Genomic DNA, 16,449 nt, shown 5'->3' with positions numbered 1-16,449 from the left:
CATAAGTACAAAAAAGAGGGCGGGGATAAACCCCGCCCTTATGAAGGCTGCTCCAGAGCCCGCTCCAGGGCCTCAATGACGATCTTCATGGCCTTGATGCGGGCGTATTTCTTGTCCACCGACTCCAGGATGTGCCAGGGGGCAAAGGCGGTGCTGGTGCGCTGGAGCATCTCGTTCACCGCCACCTCGTAGGCGTCCCACTTGTCCCGGTTGCGCCAGTCCTCCTCGGTGATCTTCCACTGCTTGGCCGGGTCGGCCTGCCGCTCATTGAACCGCTCCAGCTGAGTGTCCTTGTTGATCTGCACCCAGAACTTGATGACCACCATGCCGGAGTTCACCAGTTCCTGCTCGAACTCGTTGATCTCGTCAAAGGCCCGCTGCCAGTCGTCGGTGGTGCAGAAGCCCTCCAGCCGCTCCACCATCACCCGGCCGTACCAGCTGCGGTCAAAGATGGCGATATGGCCCGTCTTGGGCAGCCGGGTCCAGAACCGCCACAGGTAGTGGCGGGCCAGCTCGTCCTTGGTGGGGGCGGCGATGGGGAGGACCTCATACCCCCGGGGGTCCAGGGCGGAGGCCAGCCGCTTGATGTTGCCCCCCTTGCCGGCGGCGTCCCAGCCCTCATACACCACCACCACCGGCACCTTCTTCCGGTAGAGCTCGTTGTGGAGGGCGGCCAGCTTCTTGCGGCACTTTTTCAGCTGCTTGCGGTAGTCCTTCTCCTCCAGCGCCTTGTCCAGGTCCACCTGGGCCAGGGGCAGGGTGGGGGCCAGAGGCCACTGATAGGAGGGGTGGACGGGGACGGGCCGGGCCTCCAGAGCGGCGCAGATCTGGTCGTGGAGCCAGTCCGCCGCCGCCAGGTTGGCCTGGACGGCCTGGGTGCTGTCGATGATCTTCCAGGGGGCCCAGGGCTTGTCGGTGGCCGCCAGGTAACCGTCAAAGACCGCCAGGTGCTTCTGGTAGTTCCTGTTCTGCCGCCGGTCGGCCTCGGTACACCGCCAGGCGGTGTCCTTGTCGGCGGCCAGGTTGTCCAGCCGCTCCTTCTGGCTCTGGGCGTCGATGTGGAGGAAGAGTTTTATAAGCAGATAGCCCCCGGCAGCCAGCTGCCGCTCAAAGATGTTGATGCTCTCCAGCCGGGCCTGGTACTCCTCCTCCGACAGATCCCCCCGCAGGTAGGCCTGGACGGTCTCCTCCATCCAGCCGGTGTCCAGAAAGAGCACCTTGCCCTGGGCGGGGATGGTCTCAAAGTGGCGCTTGAGGAAGGGCCAGCGCTTCTCGGTATCGGTGGGGGAATTGACGCTGATCACCTTGAAGAACCGGGGGTCCAGCTCCCGGATCAAAGACTGAATGGTGCGGCCCTTGCCCGCGGCGCTCCAGCCCTCCAGCAGCACGATCACCGGCAGGCCCGCCTGCTGCAGCCGCTGCTGCAAGCCCGCCAGCTGGGTCCTGCGGGCCTTCAGCAGGGCCTTGCACTCGGCCTGGGTCCGCCGCTCGGTGTGAAACGCAAAGTCACTGAGCATGGCTTGTGCCTCCTTCGTGTGGTTTTGTCCTCAGTTTACACCCGAATACCGCCGCTGACAAGCCTTACCGCCCCAGGAAGTTTTTCTTGTGGCGGCGGCGGTTTTATAGTATACTATGTAGAGTCGATTTTACGAAAAAGAGGTTTTTTGCATGGATCACGCCCGTTATGAAAGTCCCCTCTCTTCCCGCTACGCCAGCGACCAGATGCAGTATATTTTCTCCCCGGACAAGAAGTTCTCCACCTGGCGGCGGCTGTGGGTCGCCCTGGCCCGGGCCGAGATGGAGCTGGGCCTGCCGGTGACTGCGGAGCAGGTGGCCGAACTGGAGGCTCACCTCACCGACATTGACTACGACAAGGCCGCCCAGTACGAAAAGAAGCTGCGCCACGACGTGATGGCCCACGTCCACACCTACGGCGAGGCCTGCCCCAAGGCCATGCCCATCATCCACCTGGGCGCCACCAGCTGCTATGTGGGCGACAACACCGACGTGATCCTCATGCGGGAGGGCCTGTGCCTGATCCGGGATGAGCTGGTGCGGGTGCTGGACAAGCTGGCCAGGTTTGCCCGGCAGTACAAGGCCCTGCCCACCCTGGGCTTCACCCACTTCCAGCCCGCCCAGCTGGTCACCGTGGGCAAGCGGGCCACCCTGTGGATGAACGAGCTGCTGCTGGATCTGGCCGACGTGGAGTACCGCATCGCCAACCTGAAGCTGCTGGGCTGCAAGGGCACCACCGGCACCCAGGCCTCCTTCCTGGAGCTCTTCGACGGCGACCACGCCAAGTGCCGTGAGCTGGACCGCAAGATCGCCGCCGAGATGGGCTTTGAGGCCACCGCCGCCGTGTCCGGCCAGACCTACTCCCGGAAGGTGGACTATCAGGTGGTTTCCACCCTGTCCGGCATCGCCCAGTCCGCCAGCAAGTTCGCCACCGACCTGCGGCTGCTCTGCCACCTGAAGGAGGTGGAGGAGCCCTTTGAGAAGAACCAGATCGGTTCCTCCGCCATGCCCTACAAGCGCAACCCCATGCGCTGCGAGCGTATCTGCGCCCTGGCCCGGTACGTGATGGCCGACGCGGTCAACCCCGCTGTTACCGCCGCCAGCCAGTGGTTCGAGCGCACCCTGGACGACTCCGCCAACAAGCGCCTCAGCGTGCCCGAGGCCTTCCTGGCGGTGGACGCCATCCTCAACATCTGGGCCAACGTGGCCGACGGCCTGGTGGTCCATGAGAAAGTCATCGAGAAGCACGTGCTGGAGGAGCTGCCCTTCATGGCCAGCGAGAACATTATGATGGACGCCGTCAAGAAGGGCGGCAACCGGCAGGACCTCCACGAGCGTATCCGCGTCCTCAGCCAGCAGGCCGGCGCCAACGTGAAGGACCTGGGCCTGTCCAACAACCTGATCGACCTCATTGCTGCCGATCCGGCCTTCTCCATGCTCAGCCGGGAGGAGCTCACCGCCCATCTGGAGCCCAGCCGCTACATCGGCCGCTGCCCGGAGCAGGTGGAGGAGTTCCTCAAGGAAGAGGTGGAGCCGGCGCTGGAGCGCTATCCCCACGCCCTGGAGGGCAAGACCGCGGAATTGAAGGTATAAACAGGGACCAAACGGGAATTTAAGGAGGAAATTGTCATGGAAAAGGCAGTTCGGCGCATTGGCGTATTTACCAGCGGCGGCGACGCCCCCGGCATGAACGCAGCCATCCGTTCGGTGGTTCGTACCGCCGTCCATATGGGTATTGAGTGTATCGGCATCCGCCGTGGCTATCACGGCCTCATCAACGGCGACTTTGTTCCCCTGGACTTTAACAGCGTCAGCGGCCTGTCCCGCCGGGGCGGCACCATGCTCTACTCCGCCCGCAGCGAGGACTTCAAGTCCGAGGTGGGCCGGGAGCGTGCGGCTGCCACCTGCAAGCTGCTGGGTCTGGACGCCCTGGTGGGCATCGGCGGCGACGGTACCTTCCGGGGCCTGCTCACCCTGGCCGACAAGGGCCTGAGCGTCATCGGCATCCCCGGCACCATCGACAACGACATCGCCTGCTCTACTTACACCATCGGCTTTGACACCGCCTGCAACACCGCCCTGGAGTCCATCGACAAGCTGCGGGACACCATGCAGTCCCACGAGCGCTGCTCCGTGGTGGAGGTCATGGGCCGCCACGCCGGCCATGTGGCCCTCAACGTGGGCGTGGCCTGCGGCGCCACCGCCGTGCTGGTGCCCGAGCAGGTGGTCAACTACGAGGAGGACCTGATCGAGCCCATCCGCCGGGCCCGGCTGTCCGGGCGCACCCACTTCATGATTATCGTGGCCGAGGGCGTGGAGGGCGGCGCCTATGAGGTGGCCAAGCACATCCACGAGGCCACCTCCCTGGACACACGGGTCACCATCCTGGGCCACGTCCAGCGGGGCGGCGCACCCTCCCTCCGGGACCGGGTGGCGGCTACCTACATGGGCTACGAGGCCGTGCGGCTGCTGGCCGAGGGCAAGACCTGCCGGGTGGTGGCCATGGACGGCGAGTCCTATGTGGACTACGACATCCACGAGGCCCTGCAGATGAAGAAGGGTCTGGATCAGCAGACCTACACCGTCATGCGCGCCCTCACCGGCGTGCAGTAAGCCAACCCACAGAAACGGAGAGCGGAGCCCGGCTCCGCTCTCTGCCTTTTTGGAAGGAGGGACCGCCATGATCCTGGCACTGTGCCTGGACGACAAAAACGGCATGGCCTTCAACGGCCGCCGGCAGAGCATGGACAAGCTGCTGCGGGCCGATTTACTGACGGCGGCGGGGGAGAGCCCTCTGTGGGTGAGCCCCTACACCGCCAAACAGTTCGACCCCGCCCCTGCAAACCTGCGCCCGGCGGAGGCTTTTCTGCTCCAGGCGGGCCCAGGCGAGGTCTGCTTTGCCGAGTTTCCCCCTCTGGCCCAGGTGCTGGACAGGGTGGAGGGGATTCTCCTTTACAGATGGAACCGGACCTATCCCGCCGACCAGTATCTGGATTTTGACCCGGCGGCGGCAGGGTTCCGGCTGGTCTCCGCCGCTGACTTTTCCGGCTCCTCCCACAAAACCCTGACCAAGGAGGTCTACACCAAATGAAACGAATTTCTGCCGCTCTGCTGGCGCTGACTCTGCTGTGTGCCTTGACCCTCAGTGGCTGTAAAGGAAATGAACCTGTCCCCAGTTCCACCCCTGCCGCTTCTTACGACCTGACCAGCCTGCCCGATTACAGCGGCGATCCCTATGTGGCAGTCAATGACAATGTTCCTTACTTTACAGAGGACGACTACACCACCAACTCCTTTGAGTCCTACAGCGACCTGGACGACCTGGGGCGCTGCGGGGTGGCCTACGCCTGCGTGGGGTCCGATCTCATGCCCACCGAGGACCGGGAGAGCATCAGCTCGGTGAAGCCCAGCGGCTGGATCAACGTGGAGTATGACGGGCAGTACCTCTATAACCGCTGCCACCTGATCGGTTTCCAGCTCACCGGCGAGAACGCCAACGAGAAGAACCTCATCACCGGCACCCGGTACATGAACGTGGACGGGATGCTGCCCTTTGAGAACATGGTGGCCGACTATGTGAAGGAGACAAACAACCATGTGCTCTACCGGGTGACCCCCGTCTTTGAGGGGGACAACCTGGTGGCCTCCGGGGTGCTGATGGAGGCCTACAGCGTGGAGGACAGCGGGGAAGGGGTCACCTTCTGCGTGTACGCCTACAACGTGCAGCCCGGCATTACCATCGACTACGCCACCGGGGCCAGCGCCGCCGGCGGTGAGGAGGTGCCCCAGCCCTCCATTCCCGCTCAGACCACCAGCGGCTCGGAGGAGACGTCTCAGCAGTACGTCCTCAACACCAACTCCATGAAGTTCCATGAGCCCGACTGCTCCGGGGTGGCCTCCATGAGCGACGCCAACCGCCAGGACTACACCGGCTCCCGGCAGGATCTCATCGATCAGGGGTATGCTCCCTGCGGCATTTGCAAACCCTGAAATAGAACATCCTGATTCATTTCTTCCCAAGCGAGGTTTCCCATGAAAGACATCGTCACATCCTTCGGGGCCTGGATTCAGACCCTGTGCGACAAAAACCCGGAAAAGGCCCGGAAATGGCTCACCACCGGCTACCGGGCCAAAAACCTGCAATTAAAGCTGGCCCCCGGCAAGCTGACCACCAAATCCGCCCAGATGGTGGCGGTCCAGACCATGAACTCCATGATCGCGCCCCTGGCCCACCCGGACAAGGCGGCCATGGTCAGCCTGTTTCTGCCCTGCGAGCCCCTCCAGGTGCTGGGATTGTCCCCATACTCCTGCGAGGGCTTCGGCTGCTTCCTCTCCGGCACCCAGGCGGAGGGGGCCTTCCTCCGCTACGCCGAGAGCGAGGGCCTGCCCGAGACCTTCTGCTCCTACCATAAAATCTTCATCGGGGCGGCGGAGAAGGGCCTGATGCCCAAGCCCCGGTTCATTCTGTCCACCACCCTGGCCTGCGACGCCAATATGCTCACCTTCCGGCGGCTGGCGGAGTACTTTGACGTGCCCCACTTCATGGTGGACGTGCCCTACCGCACCGACCAGAGCGCCGTGAACTATGTAGCCGACCAGCTGCGGGACATGGTTGCCTTTCTGGAGCAGCAGACCGGCCAGAAGCTGAGCCGGTCCGACCTGGAGGAGACGGTGGCCCGCAGCAACCGGAGCCTGGCCAACTATGACCGCTATATGACCCTGAAGGCGGACAAGTGCATCCCCTGCGAGATGACGGGGGAGATGTTCGCCGCCTTCGCCCTCCATATTCTGCTGGGCACCCCGGAGACCGAGGCCTTCACTCTCCAGTGCCTGAAGGACGCGGAATCGGCGGGACCGGCGGAGGGGGTGCGGCTGCTGTGGCACCACACCACCCCCTTCTGGGTGGCCCCCCTGCGGCAGGTCACCGACTTCAACCGGGACGTGCAGATCGTGGGGTGCGATATGTGCTTTGAGGGCATCCAGCCCACCTTTTCGGCCGACCCCTATCAGGCCATGGCCCAGCGGGTGGTGTACTCCGCCTTCAACGGCCCGGTGTCCCGGCGCATTGAGAAGGGGGTGGAGGCCGCCCGCCAGCTCAAGGCCGATGGAGCGGTGTGGTTCTGCCACTGGGGCTGCAAGCACACCCTGGGGGGCGCACAGCTGGCCAAGGAGACCTTTGAGGCCGCCGGCATCCCCACCCTGGTACTGGACGGCGACGGCTGCGACCGCAGCCACGGCGGCGAGGGCCAGCTGGCCACCCGTATGGAGGCCTTTGTGGAGCTGCTCAAGCAGGGAAAGGGGGGACAGGCATGACCCACTATATCTGTAAATACACCCCGGTGGAGCTTTTGCGCGCCCTGGGGGGCGAGTGCGTGGTGCTGGACCAGATGCCAGACTCCTTCCCCCTCAGCGACCAGCTGGGCCACCCCAACCTGTGCGGCTTCGGCAAGGCGGTGCTGGAGGCCTGCCTGTCCGGGCAGGTGAAGGAGCTGGTGCTGGTCAACTGCTGCGACGTGATCCGCAGCGTGTACGACATCCTGCTCCAGCACGGCAAGCTGGACTTCCTCTACCTGATGGACCTGCTCCACTGCGGGGGCGACTGCGCCAAAACCCGGATGAAGGGGGAACTGCTGGCTCTGGCGGAGGCCTACGGGGCCTACAAGGGCACCAAGTTTGACGAAAAGGCTTTCCGGGCGGCCTTCCAGCCTCTGGACCGGCCCACGGAGCCCTACCTCAGCGTGCTGGGAGGCAGGGTAGGGGACAAGCTCTTTGAGGCCATGGAGGAGGCGCTCCCCCTGCCGGTACGCAACGACACCTGCGTCCACAACCGCAGCGTGGCCCCGCCGCCGGAGGGCGGGGACTTTGATACCCTGATGGGCTGGTACGCCGGGGCTCTGCTGGAGCAGATCCCCTGTATGCGGATGACCGACGCCGCCGGGCGGCGGCAGCTGGTGAACGACCCCCATCTCAAGGGTGTGGTGTACCACACGGTGAAATTCTGCGACTACTACGGCTTTGAATACTCCGGCCTGCGCCATGAGCTCACCGTGCCCATGCTCAAGCTGGAGTCGGACTATACGGCGGGGAGCAGCGGACAGCTGCGTACCCGGCTGGAGGCCTTTGCCGAGACCATGGTCCCGGCACAAACCACGGCGAAAAAAGGAGGCAACGCCATGAGCGGCGGACGGTATTATGTGGGCATCGACAGCGGGTCCACCAGCACGGATGTGGCCATTCTGGACCGCAGCCGCCAGCTGGTGGCGGGGGTGATCCTGCCCACCGGGGCGGGGGCCTCGGCGGGGGCGGAGCGTGCTCTGGAGCAGGCCCTCAAACAGGCGGGGCTCACCGAGGCGGACATTGCCGCCACCGTCACCACCGGCTACGGGCGCTCCGCCATCCAGATGGGGGACAAGTCCATCACCGAGATCACCTGCCACGCCAAGGGGGCCTACTTCCTGGATTCCACCGTCCGCACCATCATCGACATCGGCGGTCAGGACAGCAAGGTGATCCGGCTGGACGGCCAGGGCAACGTGGTCAACTTCCTGATGAACGACAAGTGCGCCGCCGGTACCGGCCGCTTTCTGGAGCTGATGGCCCGCACCCTGGAGCTCTCCATGGAGGAGATGAGCTGGGCCGGGCTGGAGTGGAAGGAGGACATCGCCATTTCCTCCATGTGTACCGTTTTTGCCGAGTCGGAGGTGGTGTCCCTCATCGCCCAGAACAAGGACCGGGGGGACATCATCCACGGCCTGAACCAGTCGGTGGCCTCCCGCACCGCCGCCCTGTGCCGCCGCCTGGGGGGCGAGCCCAACTATATGATGACCGGCGGCGTGTCCAAGAACCGGGGCGTGGTGGAGGCCATCCAGCGGGAGCTGGGGGTGGAGCTCATCGTCTCCGACCGGGCCCAGCTCAACGGCGCTCTGGGCGCCGCCCTCTTCGCCCTGGAGGGGTAATCTCATAGCTATTTCAAAGACCTTCCCTGTGGGGAAGGTCTTTTTTTGCCGCTGGATGTACCAAAACATACAACAAATCCCCCCAAACACCCTACAGGTGAAAGGGGGGAGGCCCATGAAGCTGGTACGCTACGGCAGGGAGGGGGCGCTGACCAACTATCTGCCCCTGCCCAGGCCGCTGCTGGAGCTGGATCTGTCGGGGACGGCCCTGCTGCTCTACGCTCTGCTGCTGGACCGGGCTACCCTGTCCCAGAAGAACGGCTGGTGGTCAGAGGAGGGGTGGGTGTATGTGCGCTATCCTATCAAAAAGCTGGCGGCAGCGCTGGGGCGGGGAACCACAGTGGTCAAGAATCGGCTGAAGGAACTGGAACAGGCGGGCCTGATCCGGCGGGTGACGCCAAGGAGGGGGGAGGCCAGCCAAATTTTTTTGTCCCTGCCCGAGGACACTTTTTTGACCGGGAGCGGGCCGAAAAACCGACCGGGTCCCGGTCGGAAACCGGACCATGACCAGGGCGGAAAAGCGTCCCCTAACAACCTGAGGGAACAACAGAACTTAAACAACCATTCTTATCAATATAGAGAGGGGGAGAGTTTATAATGGATCGGGAGGAACGGCTGCGGGAGGCTATGGAACGGGAAAAGGCCAACCGCATCCAGCAAAAGCGCAAGCGGGTGTTCGGCTCGGCCCAGGGGCTGATGGACTGTACCTTCGACAGGGACAACGGGGCGGTGCCTCAGCTGGCCTGGGCCAGGCAGTATGTGGAGCACTGGCCGGAGATGCGGCGGGAGAACATGGGCCTGCTGTTCTGGGGCCCGGCGGGGACAGGCAAGACCTTTGCCGCCGCCTGTATCGCCAACGCCCTGGTGGATCTGGAGGTGGGTGTGCGAATGATCACCCTGGGGGAGGCTCTGCTCAATCTGTTCGGCATGAGCGGCGAGGAGCGCATCCAGTATCTGGAGGTGCTGACCACCTGCGGACTGCTCATCCTGGACGACTTCGGCGTGGAGCGCCGGACGCCCTACGCCCGGGAACAGGTGTACGAGATCGTCAACCGCCGGTATCTGTCCGGGCGGCCTATGGTGGTGACCACCAATCTGACTCTGAAGGAGCTGAAAAACGCTGACCGGGACGACAGCCGTATTCATGACCGGGTGCTGGAGCGGTGTGTGCCGGTTTGCTTTGACGGAACCAGTCTGCGGCAGGAAAAAACGGCGGAGCGGATCAAACGGATGCAGACGCTGCTGACCGGCGGCAGTCCGGCGGATTGACAAAGGTCCGCCGGGATGGTATCGTTGACTATATCGGCCGCAGGCGGCCCAAAGCCGGACGCCCGCCGAACCACCGCCGATACACCACTCAAAAGAAACAACACAAATACATACAACAGCATTTTTTATTTTGTTGCAGCAGCCGCCGGCGGAGCCGGGCCGTTTGGGGCCTGCCGGAGCCGGCTGGAGGGACCCCTCCGGACCTCAACTATGAACTCAACAAAATAAAAATTTTGTTGAGTTGAGAGGAGGGGGAAAGCCCCCATGGACCATAATGACTACAAATTGACCGCTCCTGAGCTGCTCCGCAACTTCCTGGTCTACCACGAGACCATTCAGGGCCACTCCAAGAAAACCGTGGACGAATACTATCTGGATCTGCGCAACTTCTTCCGCTACATCAAACTTGAAAAAGGCCGGGCGCCCCGTGACACGCCGCTGGATCAGATCGACATCGGCGACCTGGATCTGGATCTGGCCCGTTCGGTGAATCTCAGTGACGTGTACAGCTACATGAGCTACCTCAGCCGTGACCGGGTCAAGCACGCCAACAGCCCCACCTCCGGCTACGGCCTGGAACCCTCCGCCCGGGCCCGCAAGATCGCCGCCATCCGCTCCTTTTATAAGTATCTCTCCAGCAAGGCCAAGCTCATCGGCGAAAACCCCATGCAGGACCTGGATTCCCCCCGGCTGAAGAAATCCCTGCCCCGGTATTTGTCCCTGGACGAGTCCATCATGCTGCTGGAGGCCGTGGACGAGCCCAACCGGGCCAGAGATTACTGTATTCTCAGCCTGTTTCTCAACTGCGGGCTACGGATTTCAGAGTTAGTCGGTCTTAACTTAACCGATGTGCGGCAGGAGCAGCTCCGGGTGCTGGGCAAAGGCAATAAAGAACGGATGATCTTCCTCAACGAGGCCTGCCGGGAGGCGCTGGACGACTGGCTGGAGGAGCGGAACAACCAGGCGGCGGCAGACAAAAACGCCCTCTTCCTCACCCGCTCCCACACCCGCATGACCACGGCGGCTGTCCATTATATGGTAAAACAGCGGCTTTTGAAGGCGGGTCTGGACCCGTCCCTCTACTCCAGCCACAAGCTGCGCCACACCGCCGCCACCCTGATGCTGCAAAATGGCGTGGATGTGCGGACCTTGCAGGAGGTGCTGGGCCACGAGAACCTGAACACCACCCAGATCTATACCCACGTGGACAACGAAAACCTCCGTGCCGCCGCCAAGGCCAATCCTCTTGGAAAGGCGCGGAAAAAGAGCAAACAAAGCGAAGAAACGTAAAAAATGGCCGCCATTAGACGGGTGCTCGTAAGACAGTAATTCTAAAAATTACTATTTTACGGCTTCCCATGATAGCAAGCGCCATTTCCTTAAATGGAAATCGGCGGCAACCGCCGCCTTGTCTGCCTACAAGCGAAACGGACGGGCGCTGTCAATGGCGGCGAAGCCGTTCATCTTGACCATTGACAGCGTTCGGCTGTTTTGCTACACAACGATATTTTGAATGAAACGAATTGAAGCGAAGGAGGAAGAAAGTCATGCACAAAATATTCGGGGACAAATGCGAGGTTTCCTATGTTGACAGGAAAGGTGCGTATATTATTCCGTCCCATAATGGCAAACTCGGTGTTGTGCAAACTTCAAAAGGTTTCTTTTTCCTTGGCGGCGGTATTGATGAAAATGAAACTGACATTGAGTGTATTCAAAGAGAGTGTTCAGAGGAAGCTGGCTGTACTGCCGTTGTTAAGGAGTTTATATGTTCCGCTGAAGCATATAGTGAGCATCCTGTAATTGGACACTTCCATCCAATTCAGAATTATTACGCTGGCGAGATAATTCAGAAAGACCAAGAACCGATTGAAGCCGACCACAAATTAGTTTGGATGACCTATGAGGAACTAAAAGGCAATATGTTTCTTGAAATGCAAAATTGGGCGTTAGACCGGTATCACGAGCTTAAAGAAACCGAGAAAGATAATGCGATTGTCGAACTCACCGCCGACGAAATAGACGAGCTTGTGTTTGAAGAACAGCTTGCAAGCGGCGAGTATGACGAGGAAGTTCCCGAATGTTGGCTACATTCCTGTGGATGAACTGATAAAAGCGGAACAGGCATGACCGAAATCATGCCTGTTCCAAGAAATTCGCATATTACTGTTTTACGACCACCGAGCATTTGGCGGCCATTTTTCTATCTTCACTTGTTCGCCAGGGCGGACAGCTCCTCCAGGGTGACCTGGTATGCCTTTTCGGCATGGATCAGCCAGTTCGGCTTGTCCGCCGGCACCGGCAGGGCCTCCCCCCTGTTCTCCAGGATGCGCTCCGCGATCCAGGCCAGGAAGGCCGGGTTCTTCACCAGCACCGGCCCGGTGATGTGGGTGCCCACCACGTTGCCGTGGCGGAAGCCCTCGGGGCCTCCCTCCTGCTCGTTGCCCATGCCCATGGTCATGGCCTCAAAGATTGGGGTCTCTACCCCGCTGGTGTGGGAGCACTTGTTCATGAAGCCCACCACCGGCTCCGGGAACAGTTCGGTTTTGGCGATGGCGTCGTGGGGCACACGCTTGTCGGTCTCCACGGTGGCAAAGCCCCCAAAGCCCAGGCCCTCATACACCGTCCCCTTCTGGTCGGTGATGGAAGCCCCCAGCAGCTCCATGGCGTTGCCGGTGAAGAGCACCAGAGAACCCTCCGCCGCCTCTTTCAGGGCGTCTTTATAAGGCGTCAGCCAGCCCAGGGCGGCCTTCTGGGTGCGCTCGGTGCCAGCCCCCATGTAAATGAGGTCGGCCCTGGTAAAGTCGGGGGCCTCGTCACAGCCCACGGCCTTGACTTCCACCTCAGCCCCCCGCCAGGTGAGATAGCGGGACAGCAAAGTGAGATTGGCGTACTCCCCGTACAGGCTCATGGCCTCGGGGTAGAGGTGCAGCAGTTTGATATTCATATCCACCCCTCCTTATTCCGTCCGCTGGACCCGGCCCAGCAGCTTGTCCCGGTCGGAGAAGCAGGTAACCACATACAGGTCCTCTTCCCCGTCCTGCTCCAGCAGCTCCGCCGCCTGGGCCACAGTGTCCAGGCAGGTGATCTTGTCCTGAGGCACCGCCGAGCAGTCAAACCGCAGGGCCAGATCATTGACGTACTTGCCGCACAGCACCACGCGCTTGACATGGGGAGCGGAGAGCTGATCGAAGTCGATGTCCCACAGCCAGCTGGTCTCGCCGGTGAAGTATTTGCGGCTGATGGCGTCCACGATGACCAGCACGGAGCAGTCCTTGCCGGTGTCCTTGATATACCGCAGGTTGGTGTCGTAGGCCACCGAGTTCTCATGCTTGCTGGTAAGCAGGGTGCCGTGATGCTTGCCCAGAGTGAAGGTGACCATCCGGCCGTTTTTCAGGATGTAGCTGCCCAGCACCTTGGCGATGGTCTGCTTGTCCACCCCGCACAGCCGGCACAGGGACCAGGCCGCCAGGATGTTGTACACGTTGTAGATGCTGCGGAAGCTGAGGGCAATCTCGGTATCCCCGTCCAGCACCAGCTTGCCCTCCTTCAGGTCCAGGCCGGTAGCGGCAAAGTCGGGCTCGTGGCGGTGGTGGCCGCAGGCGGTACAGCGGTAGTGGCCCACCTGATTGTAGTGGTAAAGGGTGTACTCCATTTTCCCCTTACACACCGGGCACCGGGCGCCGTCGTGGTACACGCCGTGGTGCTCCTTGGTAGCGCCCTCCCAGGCCTCCAGGCCGAACCACTTCACCTTGTCGTGGCCCTGGGCGAAGCAGGACACCAGGGGGTCGTCGGCGTTGAGCACCAGGGTGGTATCGTCGTGGATGGCGGGCAGGATGGCGTCATACACCCACTCGGGATGGCCGTTGCGGGTGAGCTGATCCCGGTACAGGTTGGTGATGACGAAATGGGTGGGATGGAACCACTTGAAGCTGTAGCGGGCGTAGCGCTCGTCACTCTCCAGCAGCAGCACGTCCCCCTTCATCTTTCCGCCCAGGGTGCAGTGGGTGAGGATGAGGGTGGTGACACCCTCGATCTGGTTGGAGCCCTCGGCGTTGTACACCACGTCCTTCCCCGCCGCACGCAGCACCGAGGCGATCATCTCCACGGTGGAGGTTTTGCCGTTGGAGCCGGTGACGGCGATGACGTAGGAGGGCAGCTTCACCCGCCGCAGCACGTCGGGGCACAGTTTTAAGGCAAATTGGCCGGGCAGGCTGCTGCCCTTCCCTACCAGCTTGCCCACGAAGCGCAGGATCTTGCACAAAATGATGGCCAGCACCATTCTCATGGACAGTTCACTCCTTATTGAATGCGTACCCTATATTATATCCACCCTTGTATCCGGAAGTCAACGGCCTGAGGCGGATTGGCGGGGATTTTGTCATTCCCCGATTCCACGCCGGGCGGATAAAAAAGAGACCGCCATCGGCGGTCTCTTCAGGTTGCCAAAAAGGCGCTAGTCATACAAGCAACTCTATTCTCCTTGCATCAGAAAAAGCCCTCGGCAGAGTTTTTCCGCCCGCAGGCGGCAAAAGAAAGTCCAAATCCGTTTTTTCCCAGGACATGAGCCTGGGAAAAAACACTTCTCAGCCCACAAGCGTGCGCGCTTTGCGCGTGCGACGCAGTGGGCTGCATCCCCTCTCAAAAATGCTTGCATTTTTGAGAAGTGTGCGGGAACTTACTCCGCCAGGAACTTCTTCAGACGGGCCAGGCCCTCCCTGATGTTGTCCATGGAGGTGGCGTAGGACCAGCGGACGAAGTTGGGGGCGCCGAAGCCGGAGCCGGGCACCACGGCCACCAGGCCGTACTTCAGGAAGGCATCGGCAAACACGTCGTCGTTGGTGATCTCCACGCCGTGGATGGTCTTGCCGATGAGCTCGTTCAGGTTCATCATCACATAGAAGGCGCCCTCGGGCATGATGCAGCTGACGCCGGGGATGGCGTTCATCTCCTTGACGATGAAGTTGCGGCGCTCCTCAAAGGCCTTCTTCATGGTGAGCACCTCATCCTGGGGACCGCTGAGGGCGGCGGCAGAGGCCTTCTGGGAGATGGCCACCGGGGAGCCGGTGGAGTGGCTGACGTAGTTGGCCATGATCTTGGCGATCTTGGCATTGGCGCAGGCGTAGCCGATGCGCCAGCCGGTCATGGCGTAGGCCTTGGACACGCCGTTGATGAGGATGGTGCGCTCCTTGGCGTCCTCGCTGAGGGAGGCGAAGCTGGTAAACTCCCGGCCGTCGTACACCAGGCAGGCGTAGATCTCGTCGGAGATGACGTACAGGTCGGCCTTGGCGCACACCGCCTCCAGAGCCTCCAGCTCCTCCCTGCTGTACATCATGCCGGTGGGGTTGGAGGGGTTGTTGAGAATGATGGCCTTGGTCTTGTCGGTGATGGCCCCCTCCAGCTTGTCGGCGGTGAGCTTGAAGTGCTCGGCCTCGGTGGCGGTGACCACCACGGGCACGCCGCCCACCATCTTGATGAGCTCAATGTAGCTCACCCAGTAGGGCGCGGGCAGAATGACCTCGTCGCCGGGGTTGACGATGGCCCGCAGAGCCAGGTACACCAGGTGCTTGGCGCCGCTGCTCACCACCACCTGGGCGGGCTTGTAGTCCAGGCCGAAGTCGGCCTTCATGCGGTCGCACACCGCCTGACGCAGCTCCACGGTACCGGCTGCGGGGGTGTAGCGGGTCACATTGTTCTGGATGGCGGCAATGCCCGCCTCCTTGATGGCGTCGGGGGTATCAAAGTCGGGCTCACCGGCGCCGAAACCGATGACGTCGATGCCGTCGGCCTTCATCTGCTTGAACATGGCGTCAATGGCCATGGTGGTGGACGCCTGGACGGCCTCCGCGATCCTGGACAGCTCTTTCAATGGAATCTCTCCCTTGTATCCGTTTTCTTGACATATTATATGCGTCGACTTGCAGAATTGCAAGTCCTTATTTGAAAAACTTCCTGGTTTTTGAATGAGCACAAGCCTCAAAATGCAAAATGGACTGCCGGTCAGCAAAAAAGCGGGCGGCCCGAAGGCCGCCCGCTGGCATATTGGGATGTCAGGACCGCTTTCTGGCCCCCACCACCCGGACGATCACCGTGCTGAGGACCAGGTTGATGGCCAGCTCCAGCAGGAAGTTGACACCGGTCATGATAAAGATGATGTAGTAGATCAAGTCAGTACCACCGGCCCATGCCACCAGGATGTCGTAGAAGAACAGAGTCAGGCCCACGATGAAAATGCCGGTGTTGACCACCGGGCAGACAATACCGGCGGTGATGGCGGCTCCCATGGGGGAGCGGCGGGACAGGCCCCGGAACACCAGGCCGGACACAAAGCCGGCGGCAGCGCCCTTGACGATGCACAGGGCGGCAGTGAGCAGCGGGTTAGCGGTAAACAGGATGTTGCCGCCTGCGTCCCAGCCTGCAATACAGGCGATGAGCACCACCACACCGAACACAGCGCCCAGCCAGGCGCCTGCGCCCGCGCCGTACAGGGCCGCGCCGATGATGATGGGGGCCAGGGCCAGGGTGATGGAGAAGGGGCCGAACTTGACAAAGCTGGCGACTACCTGCAGGACCACGATGATGGCCGTCATTAAGGCCAGTCCGGTCAGGCGTCTGGTTTTTTCGTTTGCTCTCATGGTTACTTACCTCCTGCTGCCGCTCCTCTTTGAGGATGCAGCGCACTTATATTTACCCACGGCAATGTGCCGTTGAG

15 protein-coding genes are annotated in these 16,449 nt (G+C 61.8%); 10 read left to right on the top strand and 5 right to left on the bottom strand.

Features of this window, described 5'->3' with window-relative positions:
* Nucleotides 1-38: 38 nt before the first annotated feature.
* A complete protein-coding gene (gene pap, locus B5E56_RS08720) occupies nucleotides 39-1,517 on the bottom strand; it encodes a polyphosphate:AMP phosphotransferase (protein ID WP_087389384.1) in 1,479 nt (492 codons plus the stop codon).
* 151 nt (nucleotides 1,518-1,668) lie between these two features.
* Between pap and purB the strand changes: the two genes are divergently transcribed.
* The 10 genes from purB to B5E56_RS08670 all read left to right on the top strand — a co-directional run bounded on the left by purB (nucleotide 1,669) and on the right by B5E56_RS08670 (nucleotide 11,842).
* Entirely contained in the window at nucleotides 1,669-3,108 is a 1,440-nt protein-coding gene (gene purB, locus B5E56_RS08715; protein WP_087389383.1) for an adenylosuccinate lyase, read from the top strand.
* Between the two features lie 36 nt (nucleotides 3,109-3,144).
* Entirely contained in the window at nucleotides 3,145-4,128 is a 984-nt protein-coding gene (locus tag B5E56_RS08710) for an ATP-dependent 6-phosphofructokinase (protein ID WP_087389382.1), read from the top strand.
* A gap of 67 nt (nucleotides 4,129-4,195) precedes the next feature.
* Nucleotides 4,196-4,606: a hypothetical protein gene (locus tag B5E56_RS08705; protein ID WP_087389381.1), complete on the top strand. Its 411-nt coding sequence runs from the start codon at nucleotides 4,196-4,198 to the stop codon at nucleotides 4,604-4,606.
* A complete protein-coding gene (locus B5E56_RS08700) occupies nucleotides 4,603-5,505 on the top strand; it encodes a DNA/RNA non-specific endonuclease (RefSeq protein ID WP_087389380.1) in 903 nt (300 codons plus the stop codon). Before B5E56_RS08705 ends, B5E56_RS08700 begins: the two co-directional genes overlap by 4 nt.
* A gap of 42 nt (nucleotides 5,506-5,547) precedes the next feature.
* Nucleotides 5,548-6,828, top strand: coding sequence for a 2-hydroxyacyl-CoA dehydratase subunit D (locus tag B5E56_RS08695; RefSeq protein WP_087389379.1), 1,281 nt, complete (start codon nucleotides 5,548-5,550; stop codon nucleotides 6,826-6,828).
* A complete protein-coding gene (locus tag B5E56_RS08690) occupies nucleotides 6,825-8,471 on the top strand; it encodes an acyl-CoA dehydratase activase (protein WP_087389378.1) in 1,647 nt (548 codons plus the stop codon). Before B5E56_RS08695 ends, B5E56_RS08690 begins: the two co-directional genes overlap by 4 nt.
* A 115-nt stretch (nucleotides 8,472-8,586) precedes the next feature.
* Nucleotides 8,587-9,069: a replication initiator protein A gene (locus tag B5E56_RS08685; RefSeq protein ID WP_158098700.1), complete on the top strand. Its 483-nt coding sequence runs from the start codon at nucleotides 8,587-8,589 to the stop codon at nucleotides 9,067-9,069.
* Nucleotides 9,069-9,740 (top strand): ATP-binding protein, encoded by a 672-nt coding sequence (locus tag B5E56_RS08680; protein ID WP_087188782.1) that lies wholly within the window; start codon nucleotides 9,069-9,071, stop codon nucleotides 9,738-9,740. The genes B5E56_RS08685 and B5E56_RS08680 overlap by 1 nt, the downstream gene beginning before the upstream one ends.
* Nucleotides 9,741-10,004: 264 nt before the next feature.
* Complete coding sequence (locus B5E56_RS08675; protein ID WP_087389376.1) at nucleotides 10,005-11,030, top strand: tyrosine recombinase XerC; 1,026 nt, start codon at nucleotides 10,005-10,007, stop codon at nucleotides 11,028-11,030.
* 257 nt (nucleotides 11,031-11,287) lie between these two features.
* Nucleotides 11,288-11,842, top strand: coding sequence for an NUDIX domain-containing protein (locus B5E56_RS08670; RefSeq protein WP_087389375.1), 555 nt, complete (start codon nucleotides 11,288-11,290; stop codon nucleotides 11,840-11,842).
* Nucleotides 11,843-11,946: 104 nt separating this feature from the next.
* Here the strand turns inward: B5E56_RS08670 and B5E56_RS08665 are convergent, their stop codons facing one another.
* From B5E56_RS08665 to B5E56_RS08650, 4 genes are all read right to left on the bottom strand, one after another.
* Entirely contained in the window at nucleotides 11,947-12,684 is a 738-nt protein-coding gene (locus B5E56_RS08665; protein WP_087389374.1) for a type 1 glutamine amidotransferase, read from the bottom strand.
* Nucleotides 12,685-12,696: 12 nt separating this feature from the next.
* Nucleotides 12,697-14,025: a Mur ligase family protein gene (locus B5E56_RS08660; RefSeq protein ID WP_087389373.1), complete on the bottom strand. Its 1,329-nt coding sequence runs from the start codon at nucleotides 14,023-14,025 to the stop codon at nucleotides 12,697-12,699.
* Between the two features lie 390 nt (nucleotides 14,026-14,415).
* Nucleotides 14,416-15,606, bottom strand: coding sequence for a pyridoxal phosphate-dependent aminotransferase (locus B5E56_RS08655; protein ID WP_087389372.1), 1,191 nt, complete (start codon nucleotides 15,604-15,606; stop codon nucleotides 14,416-14,418).
* A 181-nt stretch (nucleotides 15,607-15,787) separates the two neighbouring features.
* Nucleotides 15,788-16,372: an ECF transporter S component gene (locus B5E56_RS08650; RefSeq protein ID WP_087389371.1), complete on the bottom strand. Its 585-nt coding sequence runs from the start codon at nucleotides 16,370-16,372 to the stop codon at nucleotides 15,788-15,790.
* Nucleotides 16,373-16,449: the final 77 nt, after the last annotated feature.

The organism is Flavonifractor sp. An112, from assembly GCF_002161085.1.
Classification (GTDB): Bacteria; Bacillota; Clostridia; order Oscillospirales; family Oscillospiraceae; genus Flavonifractor; species Flavonifractor avicola.
Note: the sequence above shows the minus strand (reverse complement) of the source record. Positions and strands in the feature narration are given on the sequence as shown.